Here is a 20,226-nt window from a genome sequence, read left to right on the forward strand (position 1 = left end):
ACAGTCGTGAAACACCAAATGACAGGGCGCTGATCTGCGCCCTGCCCTGTCTTGGATCCTGAACCTTAGTTCATGGTGAAGTATTTGATCTTCGGCGAATCTTCAGGCTCAACAATTGTGCCGACATTCGACTTCATACCCCAGTTCAGCACCTGATGGTGGATCGGGATATACAGCTGATCGTCCTGCACCACCTGCCAGATCTCGGCGATCTGCGCGTCACGCTTCGGAAGGTCCGTTTCAGAGGCCAGCCCCTGAATCTTGGCGTCCAGATCCGGGTTGTTGTACCGGGTCGCATTCCACGAGCCGTATTTCTCACCCTTGGTGTGAACCAGAAAGTTGAAGATATACTCGGAATCGTAGGTCGGAACGCCCCAGCCCAGCATGTAGAAGTCGGTCTCGAGGTTCGAGAGCAGCGGGAAATGCTGCGCCTTGGGTTTGGCATCCAGATTAACCGTGACACCGATCTGCGCCAGCATGCCGACGGCAGCCTGACAGATCGCTTCGTCATTGACATAGCGGTCATTGGGGCAGTTCAGCGTGATCGAGAACCCATCCGGGTATCCAGCCTCGGCCATGAGGGCCTTGGCCCCTTCGATATCTGTCGTCGAGGAGCTGTCCATGCCCTCATCCCAACCATTCACGAAAGGCGGTGCGATCATGCCAGCAGGGGCCGACTGGCCGCGCATAACGACCTGTTTGATGGCATCCCGGTTGATGGCCTTGGACATCGCCTGACGCACACGTACGTCTGCCAACGGGTTCTTCCCGTCCACATTGTCCGAACCCAGATCGGCATCACCCATGTTCATGCCGAAGAAGATCACCCGGTTCTGAGGCGCGGTCCGCACGTCCAGACCATCGGTATCCGCAACGCGGGCCAGATCCTGTACCGGCACGTCCTGAATGAAATCGACCTCACCCGATAGCAATGCAGCAACCCGGGTCGCGGCGTTCTGGATCGGCGTATAGATGATCTCGGTCACCTCAAGGGGGAACTCATCCTTGCCCCAGTAGTTTTCATTCGCGGTCAGAACGGTTTTCACATCCGGTTCACGGCTGACCAGCTTGTACGGGCCAGTACCGTTGGCGTTCTTGGCGGCGAATGTGTCCTCGCCCCCTTCATAGTCCTGCACCTTCACGGCGTTATTTGCCTCGGCCCAGGCCTTGTCCATCATGAACATGTTGGTCAGGTTGTTGGGCATGATCGGGTTCGGACCGTTGGTTTCGATCTCGACCGTGTATTTGTCCGGCGCGCGCACCTCTTTGACCGAGGCGAGCAGTTCTTTGTAGTCCGAATCCGGCGTCATCGCGCGGTTGAGCGAGAAGACAACGTCTTCGCTGTCGAACTCGGCCCCGTCATGGAAGGTCACGCCTTCGCGCAGCTTGAACACCCAAACGTTCGGGTTTTCCTCGGACGGGGCCCATTCGGTCGCCAGTGACGGCACAAGCGCGCCGGAATGGTCCCGCATCACCAGCGTTTCCATGATCTGATGCGCCATGGCCGAGGTCGGCCCCTCGTTCTGTGCATGCGGGTCCATCGTCAGCGAGTCGCCCGCACGTGCCCAGCGCAGAGTTTCCGCAGAGGCAGCACCGGCCAACAGGGCCATGGCACTGGCTGCGACCAGCAAGTGTTTCACTTTCATTGTAATCTCCCCAGTTCTTTTTTGACCCGCACGGATGGCGGGTGATCGACGAAGCGCGATCAACGTGCCCTTGATAATCCAAATCATTTTGAAACTTGCAATGCTTAATTGGGGCACGACTTTCGTCCGGGGCTTTACCATTTGGCCAGATATCGCTGGTCCTGCAACGATCGAGTTGCATACCCTTTCTCTTTCTTCGAGAGTCTGTTCGCGGTAAGAAAAAAGTAACCGCGCCAGGCTGAACTGCGTTTCGGGGACATTGAGTTGAAACAAACAAACCGCAAACCGCCCAACCCGAGGCGAGAGCTTCAGACAGTGCGCAATCAGAGCGTATCGTTTCTGGGCGTCGCGTTCCTGTTCAGTATCTTCGTGAACCTGCTGATGCTGACCGGGCCGCTATTCATGCTGCAGGTCTATGACCGGGTTCTCAGCTCGCGCTCGGTCGAGACGCTGACGGCGCTGTTTCTGCTGGTGGGGCTGCTCTATGGCCTTATGGCGATGCTGGACTACGCGCGCGGCCGGATCGTGGCGCGGTTCGGGGCCAAGTTCCAATCCTCTCTGGACGAGCGGGTCTTTGACGGAACCATTCGACGCGCGCTGTATCCACAGGTCCGTTCAGCCCCCGCAACAGCCTTGCGCGATCTGGAGGCCGTGCGGTCGCTTTGCGCGTCGCCCGTATTCCTTGCCGTTATGGATATTCCCTGGACGCCCGTTTTTCTGGCCGCAATCTTCCTGTTTCACCCGCTGCTGGGATGGCTGGCGGTTGCTGGTGGGACATTGCTGATCGTCATCGCATTGCTCAACCAGATCCTGACCAGACAAAAGGTGGCCGAGGCTCAGGTTGCCTCTGGCCGGGCCAATGCGTTTGCAGAACAAGCAAGACAAGCGGCCGAGGTTGTTCGGTCACAAGGCATGCAGGGTGACGTCGCGCAGCGCTGGTTGTCACAGCGCAGCAACGCCTTGTCACAAAGCATTTCTGCCAGCGACTGGACCGGCAGTTTCACATCTTTGACGAAATCGCTGCGCCTGTTCCTGCAATCCGCAATGTTGGCGCTTGGCGCTTGGCTGGTGTTACGCAACGAGATGACAGCCGGGGCCATGATCGCCGGTTCAATCCTGCTGGGTCGCGCATTGGCACCCGTGGAAATGGCGGTGGGCCAATGGGGGATGATCGAAAACGCGCGAACCGCGTGGTCCCGTCTTGGCACCTTCCTTGATGAAACCCCGCCCGAGCAGACCAAGACCAAATTGCCCGTGCCCGAGGCGCGACTGATCGCAAAAGGTCTGACGGTCATTCCGCCCGGCGTCCAAAAGCCAACGCTGCGCAATGCCTCGCTGCAACTGGACCCCGGCAAGGCGCTGGGAGTGATCGGCAAAAGCGGTTCGGGCAAGACGACTCTGGCCAAGGCGCTTCTGGGTTTGCTGACCCCCGCGGCGGGTGAGATTCGTCTGGGAGGCGCGACACTGGATCAATATGCAGCAGATGATCTGGGCCACTACATCGGCTACCTGCCACAGCAAGTCACGCTGTTCAACGGAACGGTAACTGAGAACATCGCCCGGATGTCGCAACAACCCGATGACGCCGCCGTTGTCGCCGCCGCCAAAAAGGCCAACGCGCATGAACTGATCATGTCTTTGGAAAAAGGGTATGACACTTTCCTGGAAGGCAATGACAGCCAGCTGTCTGGCGGTCAGAAACAACGGATCGCGCTTGCCCGTGCGCTTTATGGTGATCCTGTTCTGCTGATCCTTGACGAACCGAACTCGGCCCTGGATGCGGACGGCACCGAGGCGCTGAACCGCGCGGTACGCAGCCTCAAGAAAAGCGGCAAGGCCGCGATTATCATGACGCACCGTCCACAGGCGATTTCTGAATGTGATGACCTGATCGTGGTCGAGAAAGGCCAGATCGTCAAAGCGGGCAGCCGGGACGAGGTTCTGGGCTCGATGGTTCAGAACGCCGGTGCGATCAAACGGCACCTCAATAAAGTGGGTGAGAAATGAACAACCCTGCCGCGCGCCGCAGTTGGCGCATAACCTTCCCCGCAATTGTGGGGTTTCTCGCCCTGTTCATCCTTGTTGTAGGCATCGGCATCTGGAGCGTCCGGACCCAACTGGCCGGGGCAATTATCTCGCAAGGCGTGATCGAGGTGCAAAGCAACCGTCAGGTGGTTGAACATCCTGATGGCGGTGTCGTCGGCGAGATCCTGGTGCGTGACGGGGATCAGGTCGAAAGCGGCGATCTGCTGCTGCGTCTGGATGATACATTTCTGGCCTCGGAAAAGACCGTGGTCGAAACGCAGTTGTTCGAACTGCTCAGCCGTCAGGCCCGGTTGCAGGCGGAACGCGATGGCGCCACCTCTGATGAGCTGGCGGCAAAGCTGCGCGAGGTACAGCAACGCGAGAACATCGCAGACGATCTGATCGCAGGTCAGCAGCGCCTGTTTGATGCCCGTAACGAGACGTTGGCACAACAGACAGAACAATTGACCCGGCAGAAAACGCAGATCGAAAACGAAATCGACGGCACACAAGCACAGTTGACCGCCGCCCTGAAGCAAGTGGATCTGATCAGCCAGGAACTCAAGGATCAGGAAAGCCTGCTGGAGCGCGGCCTGACGCAAGCCAGCCGCGTTTCCGCTCTGCAGCGGGAAGAGGCCAACCTGACAGGTGCGATTGGGCGGCTCGAGGCGACCATCGCCCGGCTGAAAGGCCAGATCGCCTCGACCGAGATCCAGATACTGGAGCTGAACGCGACCCGCCGGGAAGAAGCGATCACAACGCTGCGTGACGCGCAGACGCGCATTGCCGAGCTGGCCGAACGACGCCTGTCCCTGACCGAGCGCCTCTCGCGTCTGGATATCCGCGCGCCCGTTTCAGGCACCGTTTATGACAGTCAGGTTTTCGCCCTGCAGTCGGTCATCCAACCGGCTGAACAAATGATGTATGTGGTGCCTCAGGATACGCCGCTTCTTGTGGCAGCCAAGGTGGATGCGATCCACGTGGATCAGCTGTTTCGCGGGCAAGAGGTCGCCCTGCGCTTTCCCAGCTTCAACCAGCGTGAAACCCCTGAACTGAACGGTCATGTCATCAATGTCTCGGCCGATACTTTCATAGATGAAGCCACCGGTTTTACCTTCTACCGGGCAGAACTGGTCCCCGATGACGGTCAGTTGGATCGCCTGAACGGGCAAGCTCTGCTGCCGGGAATGCCGGTCGAAGCGATGATCAAAACGGATGAGCGTACTCCGCTGTCCTACCTGACCAAACCGCTGACCGACTACTTCACTCGGGCATTCCGGGAATAGGTCGCTTTTCCTGAGGCAACCTGTCCCGGTGTGGTGACTTGCAATCCTTGCTGATTTAGTATACCGCCGCATACAAAGAGCGTATCCGGGCGTCAGACCCATGTCTGATACCCGGGTCTCAAGCACCTTCTAACGCCAATACGTCGGGATAGCCATGAGCCTGTATACTGATTACCTTGCCGAGATCGAAACACGCAAAGAGCAGGGGTTGAACCCCAAACCCGTCGATGACGGCGCCCTGACAAAAGAGATCACCGACCAGATCCGCGACCCTCGGAATGAACATCGCGCGGACTCGTTGCATTTCTTCATCTACAACACCCTGCCCGGCACAACCAGCGCTGCGGGTGTGAAGGCCGCGTTTCTGAAAGAGATCATTCTGGGTCAGGCCGATGTCGAAGAAATCTCGCAGGATTTCGCGTTCGAGCTGCTGTCGCACATGAAGGGCGGTCCCTCGGTCAAGGTTCTGTTGGATCTGGCATTGGGTGACGATGCAGCGATTGCAGGCAAAGCGGCTGAGGTTCTGAAGACGCAGGTGTTCCTGTATGACGCGGATACCGACCGGCTGAAAGCTGCGCTTGATGCAGGCAATGCGGTGGCGAAAGATATCCTTGAAAGCTACGCCAAGGCTGAGTTCTTCACCAAACTGCCCGACGTCGACGAAGAGATCGAGGTTGTCACCTATGTCGCCGCCGAAGGGGACATCTCAACCGACCTGCTGTCGCCGGGCAATCAGGCACACTCGCGCGCGGACCGTGAATTGCATGGTCAGTGCTTTGTCACCGAAGCCGCGCAGCAAGAAATCGAGGCGCTGAAAATCCAGCATCCAGGCAAGCGCGTGATGCTGATCTCCGAAAAGGGCACCATGGGTGTGGGCTCGTCCCGTATGTCGGGTGTGAACAACGTGGCGCTGTGGACCGGCAAACAAGCCAGCCCCTATGTGCCCTTCGTCAACTACGCCCCCATCGTGGCGGGCACCAACGGCATTTCGCCGATCTTCCTGACCACCGTCGGCGTGACCGGTGGCATCGGGTTGGACCTGAAGAACTGGGTCAAAAAGGTCGATGAGGATGGCAACGCAATCCTGAACAACGACGGCAACCCGATCCTGGAAGAGAAGTACTCGGTCGCCACCGGAACGGTTCTGAAGATCAACACCAAGGACCACAAGCTGCTGAGCGAAGATGGCGAAGAGCTGGTCGATGTGACCTCGTCCTTCACGCCGCAAAAGGTTGAGTTCATGAAGGCGGGCGGTTCCTACGCCATCGTCTTCGGCAAGAAACTGCAGACATTCGCAGCCGAGGCACTGGGTGTTGAGGCACCGCTGGTCTTTGCGCCGTCGAAAGAAATCAGCCACGAGGGCCAGGGCCTGACAGCGGTTGAAAAGATCTTCAACAAGAACGCCGTTGGCACCACGCCCGGCAAGACGCTGCATGCCGGGTCGGACGTGCGCGTCAAGGTCAACATCGTCGGTTCGCAGGACACAACCGGCCTGATGACCATGCAAGAGCTTGAGTCGATGGCCGCAACGGTTGTCTCGCCCATTGTTGACGGGGCGTATCAGTCCGGCTGTCACACGGCTTCGGTCTGGGACCTCAAAGCACAGGCCAACACCCCGCGCCTGATGAAGTTCATGAACGATTTCGGCCTCGTCACAGGGCGTGACCCGAAAGGCGTCTATCATGCGATGACAGACGTGATTCACAAGGTGCTGAATGACATCACCGTGGATGACTGGTCGGTCATCATCGGCGGCGACAGCCACACGCGCATGTCCAAAGGCGTGGCGTTCGGGGCGGACTCGGGCACCGTGGCGCTGGCGCTGGCCACGGGTGAGGCCTCGATGCCGATCCCTGAATCGGTCAAGGTGACCTTCAAGGGCACAATGGCCGAGCATATGGATTTCCGCGACGTGGTGCATGCGACCCAGGCGCAGATGCTGGAACAGCATGGCGACAACGTGTTCCAGGGCCGCGTGATCGAGGTTCATATCGGCACGCTGCTGGCGGATCAGGCGTTCACCTTCACCGACTGGACTGCCGAGATGAAGGCCAAGGCCTCGGTCTGTATCTCGAATGACGACACCCTGATCGGTTCGCTGGAACTGGCCAAGTCGCGCATCCAGATCATGATCGACAAAGGCATGGAGCATGAGAATGGCATGCTGCAAAAGCTGATCAACATCGCCGACACACGCATTGCCGAGATCAAGTCAGGCGAAAAGCCAGCGCTGCAACCCGATGACAACGCGAAGTATTTCGCCGAGGTTGTCGTTGATCTGGACCAGATCGTCGAACCGATGATCGCCGACCCGGATGTCAACAACGCCGACGTTTCCAAGCGCTATACCCACGACACGATCCGTCCGATCTCGTTCTACAATGCCGAAAAGCATGTGGATCTGGGTTTTGTCGGCTCGTGCATGGTGCATAAGGGCGACATCAAGATCGTGGCCCAGATGCTGAAGAACCTTGAAAAGGAAACCGGCAAGGTCGAGTTCAAGGCCCCGCTGGTGGTTGCAGCCCCGACCTACAACATCATCGACGAGTTGAAGGAAGAAGGCGACTGGGACGTGCTTGAGAAATACTCGGGCTTTGAATTCGACGACCTGTTCCCGAAGGAAAAGGCCCGGACCGAGTACGAGAACATTCTGTATCTCGAACGTCCCGGCTGTAACCTGTGCATGGGTAACCAGGAAAAGGCTGCCAAGGGCGACACGGTTCTGGCGACCTCGACCCGCCTGTTCCAGGGCCGCGTCGTGGCAGATGCGCCGGACAAGAAAGGTGAATCGCTGCTGGCCTCGACCCCGGTTGTTGTGCTGTCGGCCATTCTGGGCCGGACGCCCACGATCGAGGAATACAAAGCCTCGGTTGAAGGGATCGACCTGACCAAGTTCGCCCCGCCGGTTGCGAAAAACCCGGCCACTCAATCGGCGCATTTCTAACGCCGCATTGGACACATTTTTCCTACGCGCGGCCGTTCATCGGTCGCGCGCATGTGTTTTCCGGGGGCGAAGCTAGCGCAGTTCAGCCTCGGTATTGCCACCGTCGACCGTGATGACGTGTCCCGTGGTACGCTCCATCAAAGCAAGATTGACAAAGCCTTCGGCGACATGATGCGCCTCGACCTCGCGGCCCAGAAGGTTGCCGCCCATATAGACTTCTTCGCTGACACCGCGCGCAGCGGCGCGTTCCTTGATGAACGCATCCGTCAGCAGGCCCGATCGTATCTTGTCGGCATTGACCCCGTTGACCCGAATACCAGCCCCCGCCAGTTCCAGCGTCAATTGCCGCATCAGGAACATCGTGGCGGCTTTAGGGGTTCCATAAGCCCCCAGATTTCGACCGGGATTGACCGCCTGTTTCGAAATGTTGAACAGAATCTGCCCACCCCGCCCCTGATCCTGCATCAGCTTGGCAGCGGCGGTGGCAAAGGCCTTGTGTGCGAAAAAGTTCAATTCAAAGGCCGCACGGAAGGCTTCATCCTCCAGCTCGACCAGAGCGCCACCGGCGGCCGTGCCCGCATTCGACACAAGAATATCCAACCCTCCGAAACCCGCAACCGCAGCCGCCATCGCGGTAACGGCAGAGTCAGATTGCGTTATGTCGAGCGCGCAAGCCATATGCCAACGCCCCAATTGGGATAGGGCCGCATCCAGAGCCGCTTGATCCCGATCCACCAGAACGACATTCGCCCCCTTGGCGGCAAAGGCCTTGGCGGTTGCCAGACCAATCGCGCCAGCCCCGCCGGTCACCATGACGACCCGGCCCTGAAACGGCGGTGGGGTGCCTTTGCCTAGCTTTGCTTGCTCCAACGACCAATATTCGCAATCAAACATATCCTTTTCGCCAATCGGATAGAACCCGCCCGCGTCTTCTGCGACGGCGCGCACGCGGATGTTCTGCTCGGCCAGATCAGCCGAGGCCGAGGCCGCCTTGGCGTTGACCCCAATCCCCAAAACACCGATCCCTTCGATCCACGCATGTTTCGGATCAGGGGTCAGCATGGTCTTGGGCTCCGCAGCCTCAGGGGCCTGACGGTCGAAATAGGCGCGGTAGTCTTCAGCGAAGGCTTCGACCTTGGCCTTGATACTATCCCGATTGGTCAAGTCCGCCTGTTTCAGAACCAGCGGCCAGCCCTTGGTACGCAAAACGTGATCCGGTGAGGCCATGCCGCGCGTTGCCAGCGCATCCACATCGCCGCGCGCCATAAACGCATGCGTCGCGGCGCCATTTCGCAGGTCAAAAACGGGCATCGCGCCATCCCTATCCGCAGTGACTTCGGCGATCACGCCACGCAAGACGGGCAACATGTCCAGCCCGTTGGCCGGCAGACGTTCACCAATCGGCGTCAGTTCGGTCAGGCCCAGATAGGTCGCAACCTCATTTGTATGCTGAACGATCTTGTCGTAGCTTTCCTGCGCTGTGGCGCCAAAGGCGAAATGACCATGTTTCAGCAGCAGCAACCCCTCAACATCAGGGTTGGCGTCGTACACATCCGCTGCTGCCTTGGCGAGGCTGAAACCGGGCATGATGTAAGGCACGATCCCCAAGCGGTCGCCGAATATCTCGCGACAGACCTCTTCAGCATTGGGCAGGTCGGCGAGGATCAGAAACGGAGTGGCGTGGGTGTGATCGACATATTTATGCGGCAGGAAGGCATGCAGCAATGTTTCGACTGATGGGTTAGGCGAGGCCGAATTCAGCAGGCTTGAGCGCTGGTAGTTCACCATGTCCTCATCCGACAGCTTATCGAGCGCGCGCAGCTTCAACAGCGGATCCAGCCAGACCCCCGGCAATCCGGGCGCTTCGATCGTGTCCAGATCCCAGCCCGAACCTTTGACGTGCAGAACAGGCCGCATCTCGCCGAAAAGGTCAGAGCGTTCCAGCTTGACCGAGGTATTGCCCCCGCCATGCATCAGCAGATCCGGGTTCTGACCAATCAGGCGCGACGTGTAGACCCGCTCGGCCAATTCCTGATCCGCCGGATCGGCCCCGGCAGCCTCCCGCCAGTCAGCGGCGGCCCGCGCCTTGTACATGTTTTCGATCATGTCTTGTGTATCCTTATCATTCTTGGCTCAGGCGGCTTGGCCAACCTTGTCGGGGAACATGGCCGCCAGACCGTCGGCGCTGGCGTCGCAAACACCCCGTTCGGTGATCAAACCGGTGACCAGACGGTTCGGCGTGACATCAAAGGCCGGGTTGCCCACATCCGAGCCATCGGGGACAACGCAAACCTCACCAATGCCACCCTCTGTCATGCCAAACACGTGCGAGATTTCGCGGTCCGGTCGGTCCTCGATCGGGATTTCGGCAACCCCGTCCTGAAGCGTCCAATCGATGGTGGGTGAGGGCAAGGCCACGTAGAACGGCACGTTGTTGTCATGCGCGGCCAGAGCTTTCAGATAGGTGCCGATCTTGTTGCAGACATCGCCGGTCGAGGTGGTACGATCCGTCCCGGTGATCACCAGATCGACCAGACCATGCTGCATCAGGTGACCGCCTGCATTGTCGACGATGTATTGATGGCTGATGCCATGTTCGCCCAGCTCCCACGCGGTTAAGGCCCCTTGGTTCCGGGGTCGCGTTTCATCGACCCAGACATGGATGGGCACCCCGGCGTTATGCGCCTGATACATCGGACTGGTCGCAGTGCCCCAATCCACGGTGGCCAGCCACCCGGCATTGCAATGGGTCAGCAGGCGCACCGGCTCTCCCGCGGGTTTGCGGGCGGCGATCTCGCGGATCAAAGCAAGCCCATGTTCTCCGATCTGGCGATTGATCTCGACATCCTCTTCGCAGATCTCATCCGCCAGCGCCCAGGCCGTGGCGGCACGTTGATCGGGCGGAAGCGGCAGCAGGGCCTGCCGACAGCGCTGCAACGCCCAATTCAGGTTGACCGCCGTTGGCCGGGTTGCGTTCAGAACCGAAGCTGAATTTTCAAAGTTCTGATCAGACGGGTCACGGGACATCGCATCCGCCATACCATAGGCGGCGGTTGCCCCTATCAGAGGCGCGCCACGCACCCACATCTCGCGGATTGCGGCCTCAAACTCGGCCAGAGAGGATAGCGTGGCAATCCGGAAATCATGCGGCAGCCAGCGCTGGTCGATGATGCTGACCCCGCCGCTTTCCGCGTCGCGCCAGATCGAGTGGTAGTGAACACCGCCTATTTTCATCCTCTGCCCTCCGGTCAGGTTTCATGGGGTCAGCCACACGTTCCAGTATTTTTGCGCAGGCCTCAAGCGCCAATGGGTTGTTTTCACGCCCCCTTTGGCAGCGGATCACAGATCGGCCAACCCCATGGCGGCATAGGCTGGCGGCATCAGCGCGCGCCGCCAACGGCCCAGAGGAAAGCGCCGGGCGGGTTGCGCCATGACTTCGGGCAGCCCGCTGGCCTGACCCAGCGCCAACCGCGCCATAGCACGCCCGCCATAGGTGCCCATGGCGACGCCGTTGCCGTGATAGGCAAAACCCGCAAACATCCCGGTCTGATCAGGAACAGGCCCAACGAACGGCACCAGATCGCGCGACATGCACACCATGCCCGACCAGATATGGGTGACGTCCACCTTGGACCACGCCGGAAACATACGTTTGAAATCACGTTGCACCTGCGCGCGGATCACCTCTTCGGCTTTGGCTGAGGACCGCAGCCCACCCCGCATGCCAAACAGGAACCGGCCATCCGGCATCAGGCGAAAATAGTGCAGCAGGTTGCGCGTATCGTAGGACATCTGATCCGAGGTCCAACCCTGCGCCGTCTTCTCGGCCGGTGTCAGAGAACGGGTGACAAGCACCGTGGATTGGGCAGGCATGTAACGAGCCGACATCCAGGACGGGATATCTTCGCTGGAGTACCCATTGGTGCAGACCAACACCTTTTCTGCTCGGATTTGGCCCTTTGGGGTTTGTACAGCAAAACCTGACGCGGTCTTCTCAACGCTCAGAGCGGGGCTGTTCTGAAAAAACACTGCGCCTTGCGCCTGCGCGGCTTTGGTTAAGCCAAAAAGGTATTTCCGGGGATTCAGGCCGAACCCAAGGGGAGTTGTGTATCCTCCGTGAAATGGCCCGTTCAGGCCCAGACCGGGTAGATCAGCGGCTTCATGCAATATGCCGTTTTCTTCGGCCTTGCGCCTCAGCGCCTCCATCGCGCGGCGGGAATGAGCGAGTTGCGTTTCACCCTTGGAATGCCGATCCACGTCGATCCCGTAGCGGTCCAGAAGGGTTGCAACCAACTGAACCGCGTCGCTTTCAGCTTCGGAATAGGCTTGCGCCGAAGCCTCACCATAGCGACGACACATTGCCTTGTAGCTGAGTTTTGATCCCCCCAAACAGCAGAACCCACCATTGCGGCCCGAAGCCCCCCAACCGGGTGTTTCAGCCTCACACACTGCGACGGACACGGCTGCATCCGCCAGATGCAATGCGGCAGAGGCTCCGGTGAAGCCGCCGCCGATGATGGCAACATTAACTTGCAGATTTCCCTGCTGTGCGGGCCAGTCGGGGGCGGCGATGGTTTCATCCCACCAGCACCCCTGCCTTGGCCCGTCGCCATAGGTGTAGTCTGGAAATATCCGTTTCATTCGGCGCGCATAGCGGCCATCTCATCCCGCTTTTGCCGCATCATGGCGCGTTTGGTCACCAATGAGGCAGTGATGACACCAATCGTCACAACCGCGATCATGAGGGTCGACAGCGCGTTGATCTCGGGGCTGACACCAAGCCGCACGGCCGAGAAAATCTTGATCGGCAAGGTCGTGGCAGACGGGCCCGAGGCAAAGGACGCAATCACCAGATCATCCAGCGACAAGGTAAAGGCCAGCAGCCAGCCCGAGACTACCGCCGGCGCGATGATCGGCAGGGTCACCAGACGAAACGCCTGCGCGGGCGAGCAGCCAAGGTCCAAGGCGGCTTCTTCCAGCGACCGGTCAAAGGTCACAAGACGCGAAGAGACAACGACTGAGACAAAGCACATTGAAAAGGTCGTGTGCGCCAGAACAATAGTCAGAATCCCCCGATCCAATCCAATGCCGATGAACAGCAGCAACAGGGACAGGCCGGTGATCACCTCGGGCATGACCAATGGTGCATAGATCATTCCCGAGAACAGGGTCCGGCCAAAGAAACGCCCTCCGCGCACCAAGACATAGGCCGCGGCGGTGCCCAGAATGGTTGCCAATGTCGATGAGAACACCGCCACCCGGATCGTCACCCATGCCGCGTCCAGAAACGCTTCGTTCCGGGTCAGCTCTCCGTACCATTTGGTCGAGAACCCGGCCCAGACCGTGACCAGTTTGCTTTCGTTGAAGCTGAAGATGATCAGTATGATCATCGGGATGTACAGGAACGCAAACCCCAGCGTCAGGGAAACCGTGTTGAACCAGCTTAACCTGTTCATTTCTCAGCCTCCGCCTGTTTCTGCTGGTTGCGCTGGAACAGCACAATCGGCACCACGAGGATCAGCAGCAGGACCACCGCCACCGCGCTTGCCACTGGCCAGTCACGGTTTGAGAAGAACTCCTCCCACAGAACCTTGCCGATCATCAGGGTGCCCGAGCCGCCCAGAAGTGAGGGGATCACGAACTCACCGATCACCGGGATCATCACAAGGAAACAGCCCGCAATTATACCGGGGCGCGACAAGGGGATCGTTACCAGCCAGAAGGCCTGTAGACGCGAGCATCCCAGGTCCTCGGCGGCCTCGATCAGCGACCCGTCCATGCGCTCCAATGACGAATAGATCGGCAGGATCATGAACGGCAGATAGGTGTAGACGATCCCGATATAGACCGCCGTATTGGTGTTCAGAATCGTCAGCGGAGTCGAGATGATACCCGTCCACATCAGTAGCTGGTTCAGATAGCCTTCGTTCGACAGGATACCCATCCACGCGTAAACGCGGATCAGGAATGAGGTCCAGAACGGCAGGATCACCAACATCATCAACGTCGGGCGCCATTCGGCAGGCGCGCGCGCCATGCCATAGGCGATTGGGTATCCCACCAGCAGCGTCAGAAAGGTCGAAATAAGGGCGATCTTCAAGCTGGACAGGTAGGCTTTCCAATAGAGGTCATCCTCGGTCAGCCAGACGAAATTCTCGAAATCCAGCTGGCTGAAGAAATCCTTGATTCCAGCCCAGCCCTGCGACAGGTCCAATGTCGGGGTGTAGGGCGGGATCGCCAGTTCCGCGTCCGAAAGTGAGATTTTCAGGACAATGAAAAACGGTACCAAAAACAGCGCCAACAGCCAGACATAAGGAACTGCGATCAGCAGCGCGCGACGCATCAGCTTGCCAACAGAACCGCAGCCGTCGCTGTCCAGGACAGCCAGACCGGGTCTTCCCAGGTAAATGACCGGCGCGAGATGCGACGGGTATTGGCCGTCTGCGCCTTGATGATCGTGCCGTCCGGCAATTCGACATGATAGGTCGAGAGGTTGCCCAGATAGGCGATGTCCAACACCTTGCCCTGCACGGCATTGATTGCGTCAGCAGGGCGGTCGGTTGAGATCGTCACCTTCTCGGGCCGGATCGCCAGATGGCAGGCCTGACCGTCCGAGAGGCCGTTCGCCGAGGTTGCCGTCAGCGGAGCCTGCCCTTCGGCCCAGTCGATCCGATAGGTTTCCTCACCATTTGCGGTGGCGTGGCCTTCGATGATATTCACGTCACCGATGAAGTCAGCGACATAAACCGAGTTCGGGTTTTCATAGATGCGATCGGGTGTGGCGACCTGCATCAGTTTGCCCTGATCCATCACCGCCACGCGGCTGGCAACGGTCATGGCTTCCTCCTGATCGTGGGTGACGATCACAAAGGTCGTGCCGGTCTTTTCCTGAATATCCATCAGTTCGAACTGCGTATCCTGCCGCAGCTTCTTGTCCAGCGCACCCAGAGGTTCGTCCAACAACAATAACTTAGGTGCCTTCGCCAACGACCGCGCCAGCGCGACCCGTTGCCGTTGACCACCCGAGATCTGATGCGGCTTGCGGCGGGCAAATTGCTCGAGCCGGGTCAGGCGCAGCATCTCTTCCACCCGGTCCTCAAGGTCATGCTTGGGCATGTTGTCCCGGCGCAGACCGAAGGCGATGTTTTCCCAGATGGTGAGATGCGGAAACAGCGCGTAGGACTGGAACATCATGTTCACCGCCCGCTTGTTGGGCGGGATCGGGTCAATGTCCTGACCGCCAAGAATGATGTGCCCCTCAGTCGGCGTTTCGAACCCCGCCAGCATCCGCATCATTGTGGTCTTGCCGCAGCCCGAAGGACCGAGCAAGGCAAAGAATTCTTTCTCGAAAATGTCCAGAGACAGATTGTCTATGGCCGTGAAATCTCCAAACCGTTTGGTGACATTCCGGAATTGGATCAAGGGTTTCGCCTGCGGGTCATCCCATGGCGCAAAGACGTCAGAGTTCAAAACGGCCCCCGTTCGACAATCTGAAAGTGGGCGCAAGGCGATCCCCGCCGCCTTGCGCGAAATCGGATCAGGTGCCCGATTTGATCTTGGTCCACATACGCGTCACCACGCGTTGCGTTTTTTGTGGGTATGGCCCCTTGATGTAGGTGTTTTCCATCGCCTCAGCCGAAGGATAGATCGCCGGATCGCCGATCACATCTTCTGCAAGAAATTCTTGCGAGGCCTTGTTGCCATTGGCGTAGTACACATAATTCGAAGCATCGGCCATGTTCTGGCCATCCAGCATGAAGTTGATGAATTTATGCGCCCCTTCCGGGTTAGGTGCATCGGCCGGAATCGCCATCTGATCAAACCACATTTGCGACCCTTCCTTGAAGGCGTTGTACGCGATTTCGACACCGTTTTCGGCTTCGGCTGCGCGATCACGCGCCTGAAGCACATCCCCAGAAAAACCGACAGCTACGCAAATCTCGCCATTCGCAAGCGCGTTGATGTACTCGGAACTGTGAAACTTGGCGACATGTGGGCGAACCGCCGCAAAAACCTCTTCTGCTTTGGCGATATCCTTCTTGTTCGCAGAGTTCGGATCCAAGCCGGCGTAAACCATGGCTGCGGGGACCATCTCATCCGGCGCATCCAGAAAATGAACGCCGCAAGCCGCCAGTTTCTCCATGTTATCGGGATTGAAGATCAATTCCATCGAGTCAATTGGCGCATCCTCACCGAGGATTTCGGTCACTTTGCCGACATTCACGCCCAGCCCCGTGGTGCCCCACATGTAGTTGACCGAATACTTGTTCTCAGGGTCGAACTGCGCAACACGCTCTGCGATAACGTCCCAAGCGTTGCCAGAATTGGACAGTTGGGACAAATCCAGCGGCTGATAAACCCCGGCCTCGATCTGACGGCCCATGAAACTGCCTGTTGGCACAACGACATCGTACCCTGAACCGCCAGCCAAAAGCTTGGTTTCCAACACTTCGTTGCTGTCAAACACATCGTAGATCAGGGTCAGACCCGTCTCTTCCTCGAACTTCGAAAGAAGCTCCTCGTCGATATAGTCCGACCAGTTATAGACTCGCACCTCTTCGGCGAAGGCCGCCGAAGTCCCCAATGCGAGAACCGCTGTAAGTGTCAGTGTCTTGAACGTCATTTTTGTTCTCCCTGCGATTTTGGCGGGTATTGTCCCCTTTTTTGGGATTTGATCAAGTTTTGCGTTTTTCGTCGATCTGAACTATGGTTTCCAAAGTCCAGCAGCCCGGCAAGTCGGCACCCAACGAGACAAGGCAAACCAATTGGATTTGATCAAAAAAAAGGCGCCAAAGCCCAATAATGAGGCCGGAAAACGACCCGCGCACGAACAGGTCTACCACACCCTGAAATCCACGATCATGCTCGGAGAGTTGGTCCCGGGTCAGCCCGTCACCATTCAGGGACTAACGGATTCTCTGGGCGTTGGCATGACCCCTGTGCGTGAGGCGATCCGGCGCCTGATCTCGGACGGTGCGTTGGTGTTTCAGGGCAATCGCAGGGTCAGTGTGCCCCTGTTGTCCAGCGGCGACGTGGAACAGATGATTTTTGCCAGAATCGCCATAGAATCAGAGCTTTCAAGGCGATCCACAACCACAATGACCCCCAGCGAGATTGATCAACTGGAGCGTATCGACCGGCAATTGGACCAGATGATCGCGGATGGTGACGTCCAAGGCTATCTGCACCTGAACCTCAAGTTTCACGAAACGCTCTACGCACATGCCGATGCGCCCGTTCTGTGCGATCTGGCCGAGCGCCTGTGGCTCAGGTTTGGGCCGTCACTACGTGTCGTCTGCGGTCGCTTCGGTACGCAAAGCCTGCCCGACCGTCACAAGGATATTATCGCGGGGCTGCGCGCCGGGGATGCAGAAAAGGTGGCTAAAGCAACCGCTCAGGATATCGAACAGGGCATGGAGCTGATGATGGAGGCCGCAGCAGATACCTAGAAACAGCCGATTCGATTGACAGGAATAAATTTGATCATATCGTGGCTCCCAACCACCGTTGCAGGAGTCTTTCGGATGTCCACGATCACAAACCACATGCCCACCGCCGAATTGCAGGCGCTGGATGCCGCCCACCACATGCACCCGTTCTCCAGCAACGGAGAGCTTGGAAAAGAGGGTGCGCGCGTCATCACTCGCGCCAATGGCATCTATCTGACAGACAGCGAAGGCGAACAAATCCTGGACGCAATGGCCGGCCTGTGGTGCGTGAATATCGGCTACGGGCGCAATGAGCTGGCCGAAGCCGCCGCGCGCCAAATGCGAGAGCTTCCCTATTACAACACCTTCTTCAAAACGACCCACGTGCCCGCAATTGCATTGGCCAGGAAACTGGCCGAGCTTGCCCCGGGCGATCTGAACCACGTGTTCTTCGCAGCTGGCGGGTCCGAGGCGAACGATACCAACATCCGGCTGGTGCGCACCTATTGGGCTGAAAAGGGCCACCCCGACAAGAACATCATCATCAGCCGCCACAACGCCTATCACGGCTCGTCGGTGGGCTCAGCCTCGCTGGGCGGTATGGCCGGAATGCATGCCCAAGGCGGTATTCCGATCCCGAACATCCATCACATCAATCAACCCAATTGGTGGGCCGAGGGTGGCGACATGACGCCCGAAGAGTTCGGCCTCGCCCGTGCGCGCGAGTTGGAAGAGGCGATTCAGGAACTGGGTGAAGACCGCGTTGCGGCCTTTATCGCCGAGCCGGTTCAGGGCGCAGGCGGCGTTATCGTCGCGCCTGATACCTATTGGCCCGAGATCCAGCGCATCTGCGACAAATACGATATCCTTCTGATCGCCGACGAAGTGATCTGTGGCTTTGGCCGCACCGGCAACTGGTTCGGATCACAGATCGTTGGGATCAAACCCCATATCATGACCATTGCTAAGGGCCTCAGCTCGGGCTACGCGCCCATCGGCGGCTCCATCGTCAATGACGAGATTGCCGAGGTGATCGGCGGCACCGAGTTTAACCACGGCTACACCTATTCCGGCCATCCGGTCGCAGCAGCTGTGGCGCTGGAAAACCTGCGCATCCTCGAAGAGGAAAAGATCGTCGAGCATGTCCGCGACGTAGCCGCCCCCTACCTGAAACAGAAATGGGAGGCGCTGGCCGATCACCCGCTGGTGGGCGAGGCCAAGATCGTTGGCATGATGGCGTCCATCGCGCTGACGCCGGACAAAGCCAGCCGGGCCAAATTCGCCTCGGACCCCGGCACAGTCGGCTATATCTGCCGCGACCGCTGCTTTGCCAACAACCTGGTCATGCGGCATGTGGATGACCGGATGATCATCTCACCGCCTCTGATCCTCAGCCCTGCGGATATCGACGAGATGCTCGTGCGTATCCACAAATCCCTGGACGAAACACAGGCCGAGATCATCGCGCAGGGCCTGATGAAAGCAGCCTGCTGATCCGCCCTTCATCTGGCTGAAAATATCCCGGGGGAGACGCCGGCAGGCGGCGGGGGCAGAGCCCCCCTCCTTTACCTCAACCGCTCAAGCAGTCGAATGGACGCATAGCCATCGGGCAGCAACCCTTGCGCCATCTGATAGGCCCGCACCGCATTCACCGTATTCGGCCCCGTACGCCCGTCTATACCCTGTGTATCGAACCCGGCTTGGGTCAGCCGCGTCTGCAATTCCTTTTTCTCGGTAAAACTCAGCACCCGGTCGCCACGCGGCCAACTGGCCTGAAACGGAGTCTTTCCACTGAGGCGATCCGACAAATGGCCAATCCCGATCACATAGGCATCCGCGCCGTTATACGCCTCGATCACGCCGAAATTATCGAAGACCATCAACGCCACACCCTGCCCGCCCGCAGGCAGCAGGATCGCAGCTGGCCCATGGTTGCGCACCGGCCTTCCATCCCGCCCGACCACACCGCGCGCCGCCCAGTCGGACGGCATCAGAGTGTAGTCGCGCTTGGCCGTCGCATAGTCGAACCCCTCGGGCAGACGCACCTCGACACCCCAGGGTTGCCCCTTGGTCCATCCATGTCGGGCCAGATAAGCAGCGGCCGAGGCCAGCGCATCTGTCGGGTCCTCAGACCAGATGTCACGCCGCCCATCGCCATCGAAATCAACTGCGTGGTCCAGATATGAGGTCGGCATGAATTGCGTATGCCCCATTGCGCCGGCCCAGCTGCCCACCATGCGACCCGCACTTACATCTCCGGCCTGAATGATCCGCAAAGCGGCGATCAACTGCGTTTCGAAAAACGACGCACGACGGGCATCAAAGGCCAATGTCGCCAGTGAACGGATTGTTTGATCGCTGCCACGATAAGACCCGAATGAGGTTTCAAGGCCCCAAATAGCAACTACAACCTCTTTTTCGACGCCATATTGCGCCTCGATCTGCCGCAGGACTTTCCGATGCCGGTCCAAACCCGCGCGGCCATTGGCAATGCGCGTGTCCGAGACGGCCACGTCCAGATACTCCCAGATTGGCTTTGAAAACTCTGCCTGATTGCGATCCTGTTTGATGACCTTTTGGTCATAGCTCAGCCCGGCCAAGGCCCGATCCAAGGTCTGCCGAGTGATACCTTGCGCCATCGCCCGCCGCTGAAACGCGCCGAGCCATGCCTGAAAGCGGGCATTGCCTTCTACCGACACCCGAACCGCCTCAGCCGGGGGTCGCGGCACGGGCCGGAGTGAGACCACAACATCCGCCGAGGCCAATTGTATCGCATTGTCCAAAACTCGATTTTCGGACCTTAGCGAATTTTCTGCTAAACCTGCCTGCATCATGGATGCCCACAATGCAGCGGTCATGACGCCGCCTATGCATTTACGCATTCCGTTTTTTCCTGA

The 20,226-nt window shown here is 58.7% G+C and carries 14 protein-coding genes; 5 read left to right on the forward strand and 9 right to left on the reverse strand.

Features of this window, described 5'->3' with window-relative positions:
- Positions 1–65: 65 nt before the first annotated feature.
- Positions 66–1,646, reverse strand: a complete 1,581-nt coding sequence (locus AC2FD8_RS00835; protein ID WP_170493431.1) for an ABC transporter substrate-binding protein — start codon at positions 1,644–1,646, stop codon at positions 66–68.
- Between the two features lie 264 nt (positions 1,647–1,910).
- Here AC2FD8_RS00835 and AC2FD8_RS00840 point away from each other — a divergent pair, with 264 nt between their 5' ends.
- The 3 genes from AC2FD8_RS00840 to AC2FD8_RS00850 all read left to right on the forward strand — a co-directional run bounded on the left by AC2FD8_RS00840 (position 1,911) and on the right by AC2FD8_RS00850 (position 7,901).
- Complete coding sequence (locus AC2FD8_RS00840; protein ID WP_496853772.1) at positions 1,911–3,653, forward strand: type I secretion system permease/ATPase; 1,743 nt, start codon at positions 1,911–1,913, stop codon at positions 3,651–3,653.
- The gene (locus AC2FD8_RS00845) at positions 3,650–4,957 is read left to right on the forward strand and encodes an HlyD family type I secretion periplasmic adaptor subunit (protein WP_496853771.1); all 1,308 of its coding nucleotides are present in this window, start codon (positions 3,650–3,652) and stop codon (positions 4,955–4,957) included. Before AC2FD8_RS00840 ends, AC2FD8_RS00845 begins: the two co-directional genes overlap by 4 nt.
- A 154-nt stretch (positions 4,958–5,111) precedes the next feature.
- Positions 5,112–7,901 (forward strand): bifunctional aconitate hydratase 2/2-methylisocitrate dehydratase, encoded by a 2,790-nt coding sequence (locus AC2FD8_RS00850; RefSeq protein WP_496853770.1) that lies wholly within the window; start codon positions 5,112–5,114, stop codon positions 7,899–7,901.
- A 72-nt stretch (positions 7,902–7,973) separates the two neighbouring features.
- Here the strand turns inward: AC2FD8_RS00850 and AC2FD8_RS00855 are convergent, their stop codons facing one another.
- From AC2FD8_RS00855 to AC2FD8_RS00885, 7 genes are all read right to left on the reverse strand, one after another.
- Positions 7,974–10,007, reverse strand: a complete 2,034-nt coding sequence (locus AC2FD8_RS00855) for a bifunctional aldolase/short-chain dehydrogenase (protein WP_496853768.1) — start codon at positions 10,005–10,007, stop codon at positions 7,974–7,976.
- A gap of 27 nt (positions 10,008–10,034) precedes the next feature.
- The gene (gene mtnA, locus AC2FD8_RS00860) at positions 10,035–11,135 is read right to left on the reverse strand and encodes an S-methyl-5-thioribose-1-phosphate isomerase (RefSeq protein WP_496853766.1); all 1,101 of its coding nucleotides are present in this window, start codon (positions 11,133–11,135) and stop codon (positions 10,035–10,037) included.
- A gap of 105 nt (positions 11,136–11,240) precedes the next feature.
- A complete protein-coding gene (locus tag AC2FD8_RS00865) occupies positions 11,241–12,542 on the reverse strand; it encodes an NAD(P)/FAD-dependent oxidoreductase (protein ID WP_496853764.1) in 1,302 nt (433 codons plus the stop codon).
- Entirely contained in the window at positions 12,539–13,357 is an 819-nt protein-coding gene (locus AC2FD8_RS00870) for an ABC transporter permease (RefSeq protein WP_496853762.1), read from the reverse strand. The genes AC2FD8_RS00865 and AC2FD8_RS00870 overlap by 4 nt, the downstream gene beginning before the upstream one ends.
- A complete protein-coding gene (locus AC2FD8_RS00875; protein WP_496853760.1) occupies positions 13,354–14,244 on the reverse strand; it encodes an ABC transporter permease subunit in 891 nt (296 codons plus the stop codon). The genes AC2FD8_RS00870 and AC2FD8_RS00875 overlap by 4 nt, the downstream gene beginning before the upstream one ends.
- Positions 14,244–15,371, reverse strand: coding sequence for an ABC transporter ATP-binding protein (locus AC2FD8_RS00880; RefSeq protein WP_496853758.1), 1,128 nt, complete (start codon positions 15,369–15,371; stop codon positions 14,244–14,246). Before AC2FD8_RS00880 ends, AC2FD8_RS00875 begins: the two co-directional genes overlap by 1 nt.
- 67 nt (positions 15,372–15,438) lie before the next feature.
- Positions 15,439–16,524, reverse strand: a complete 1,086-nt coding sequence (locus tag AC2FD8_RS00885; protein ID WP_496853756.1) for a polyamine ABC transporter substrate-binding protein — start codon at positions 16,522–16,524, stop codon at positions 15,439–15,441.
- 142 nt (positions 16,525–16,666) lie between these two features.
- Here AC2FD8_RS00885 and AC2FD8_RS00890 point away from each other — a divergent pair, with 142 nt between their 5' ends.
- Together AC2FD8_RS00890 and AC2FD8_RS00895 are read left to right on the forward strand one after the other, a co-directional pair.
- On the forward strand, positions 16,667–17,350 hold the full coding sequence (locus AC2FD8_RS00890; protein ID WP_496853755.1) for a GntR family transcriptional regulator: 684 nt from the start codon (positions 16,667–16,669) through the stop codon (positions 17,348–17,350).
- Between the two features lie 75 nt (positions 17,351–17,425).
- Positions 17,426–18,823 (forward strand): aspartate aminotransferase family protein, encoded by a 1,398-nt coding sequence (locus AC2FD8_RS00895; protein WP_496853754.1) that lies wholly within the window; start codon positions 17,426–17,428, stop codon positions 18,821–18,823.
- A gap of 71 nt (positions 18,824–18,894) precedes the next feature.
- Here the strand turns inward: AC2FD8_RS00895 and AC2FD8_RS00900 are convergent, their stop codons facing one another.
- Complete coding sequence (locus AC2FD8_RS00900; protein WP_496853753.1) at positions 18,895–20,211, reverse strand: lytic murein transglycosylase; 1,317 nt, start codon at positions 20,209–20,211, stop codon at positions 18,895–18,897.
- Between the last annotated feature and the right edge of the window lie 15 nt (positions 20,212–20,226).

The sequence above is a fragment of the Ruegeria sp. YTSC192 genome (assembly GCF_059609705.1).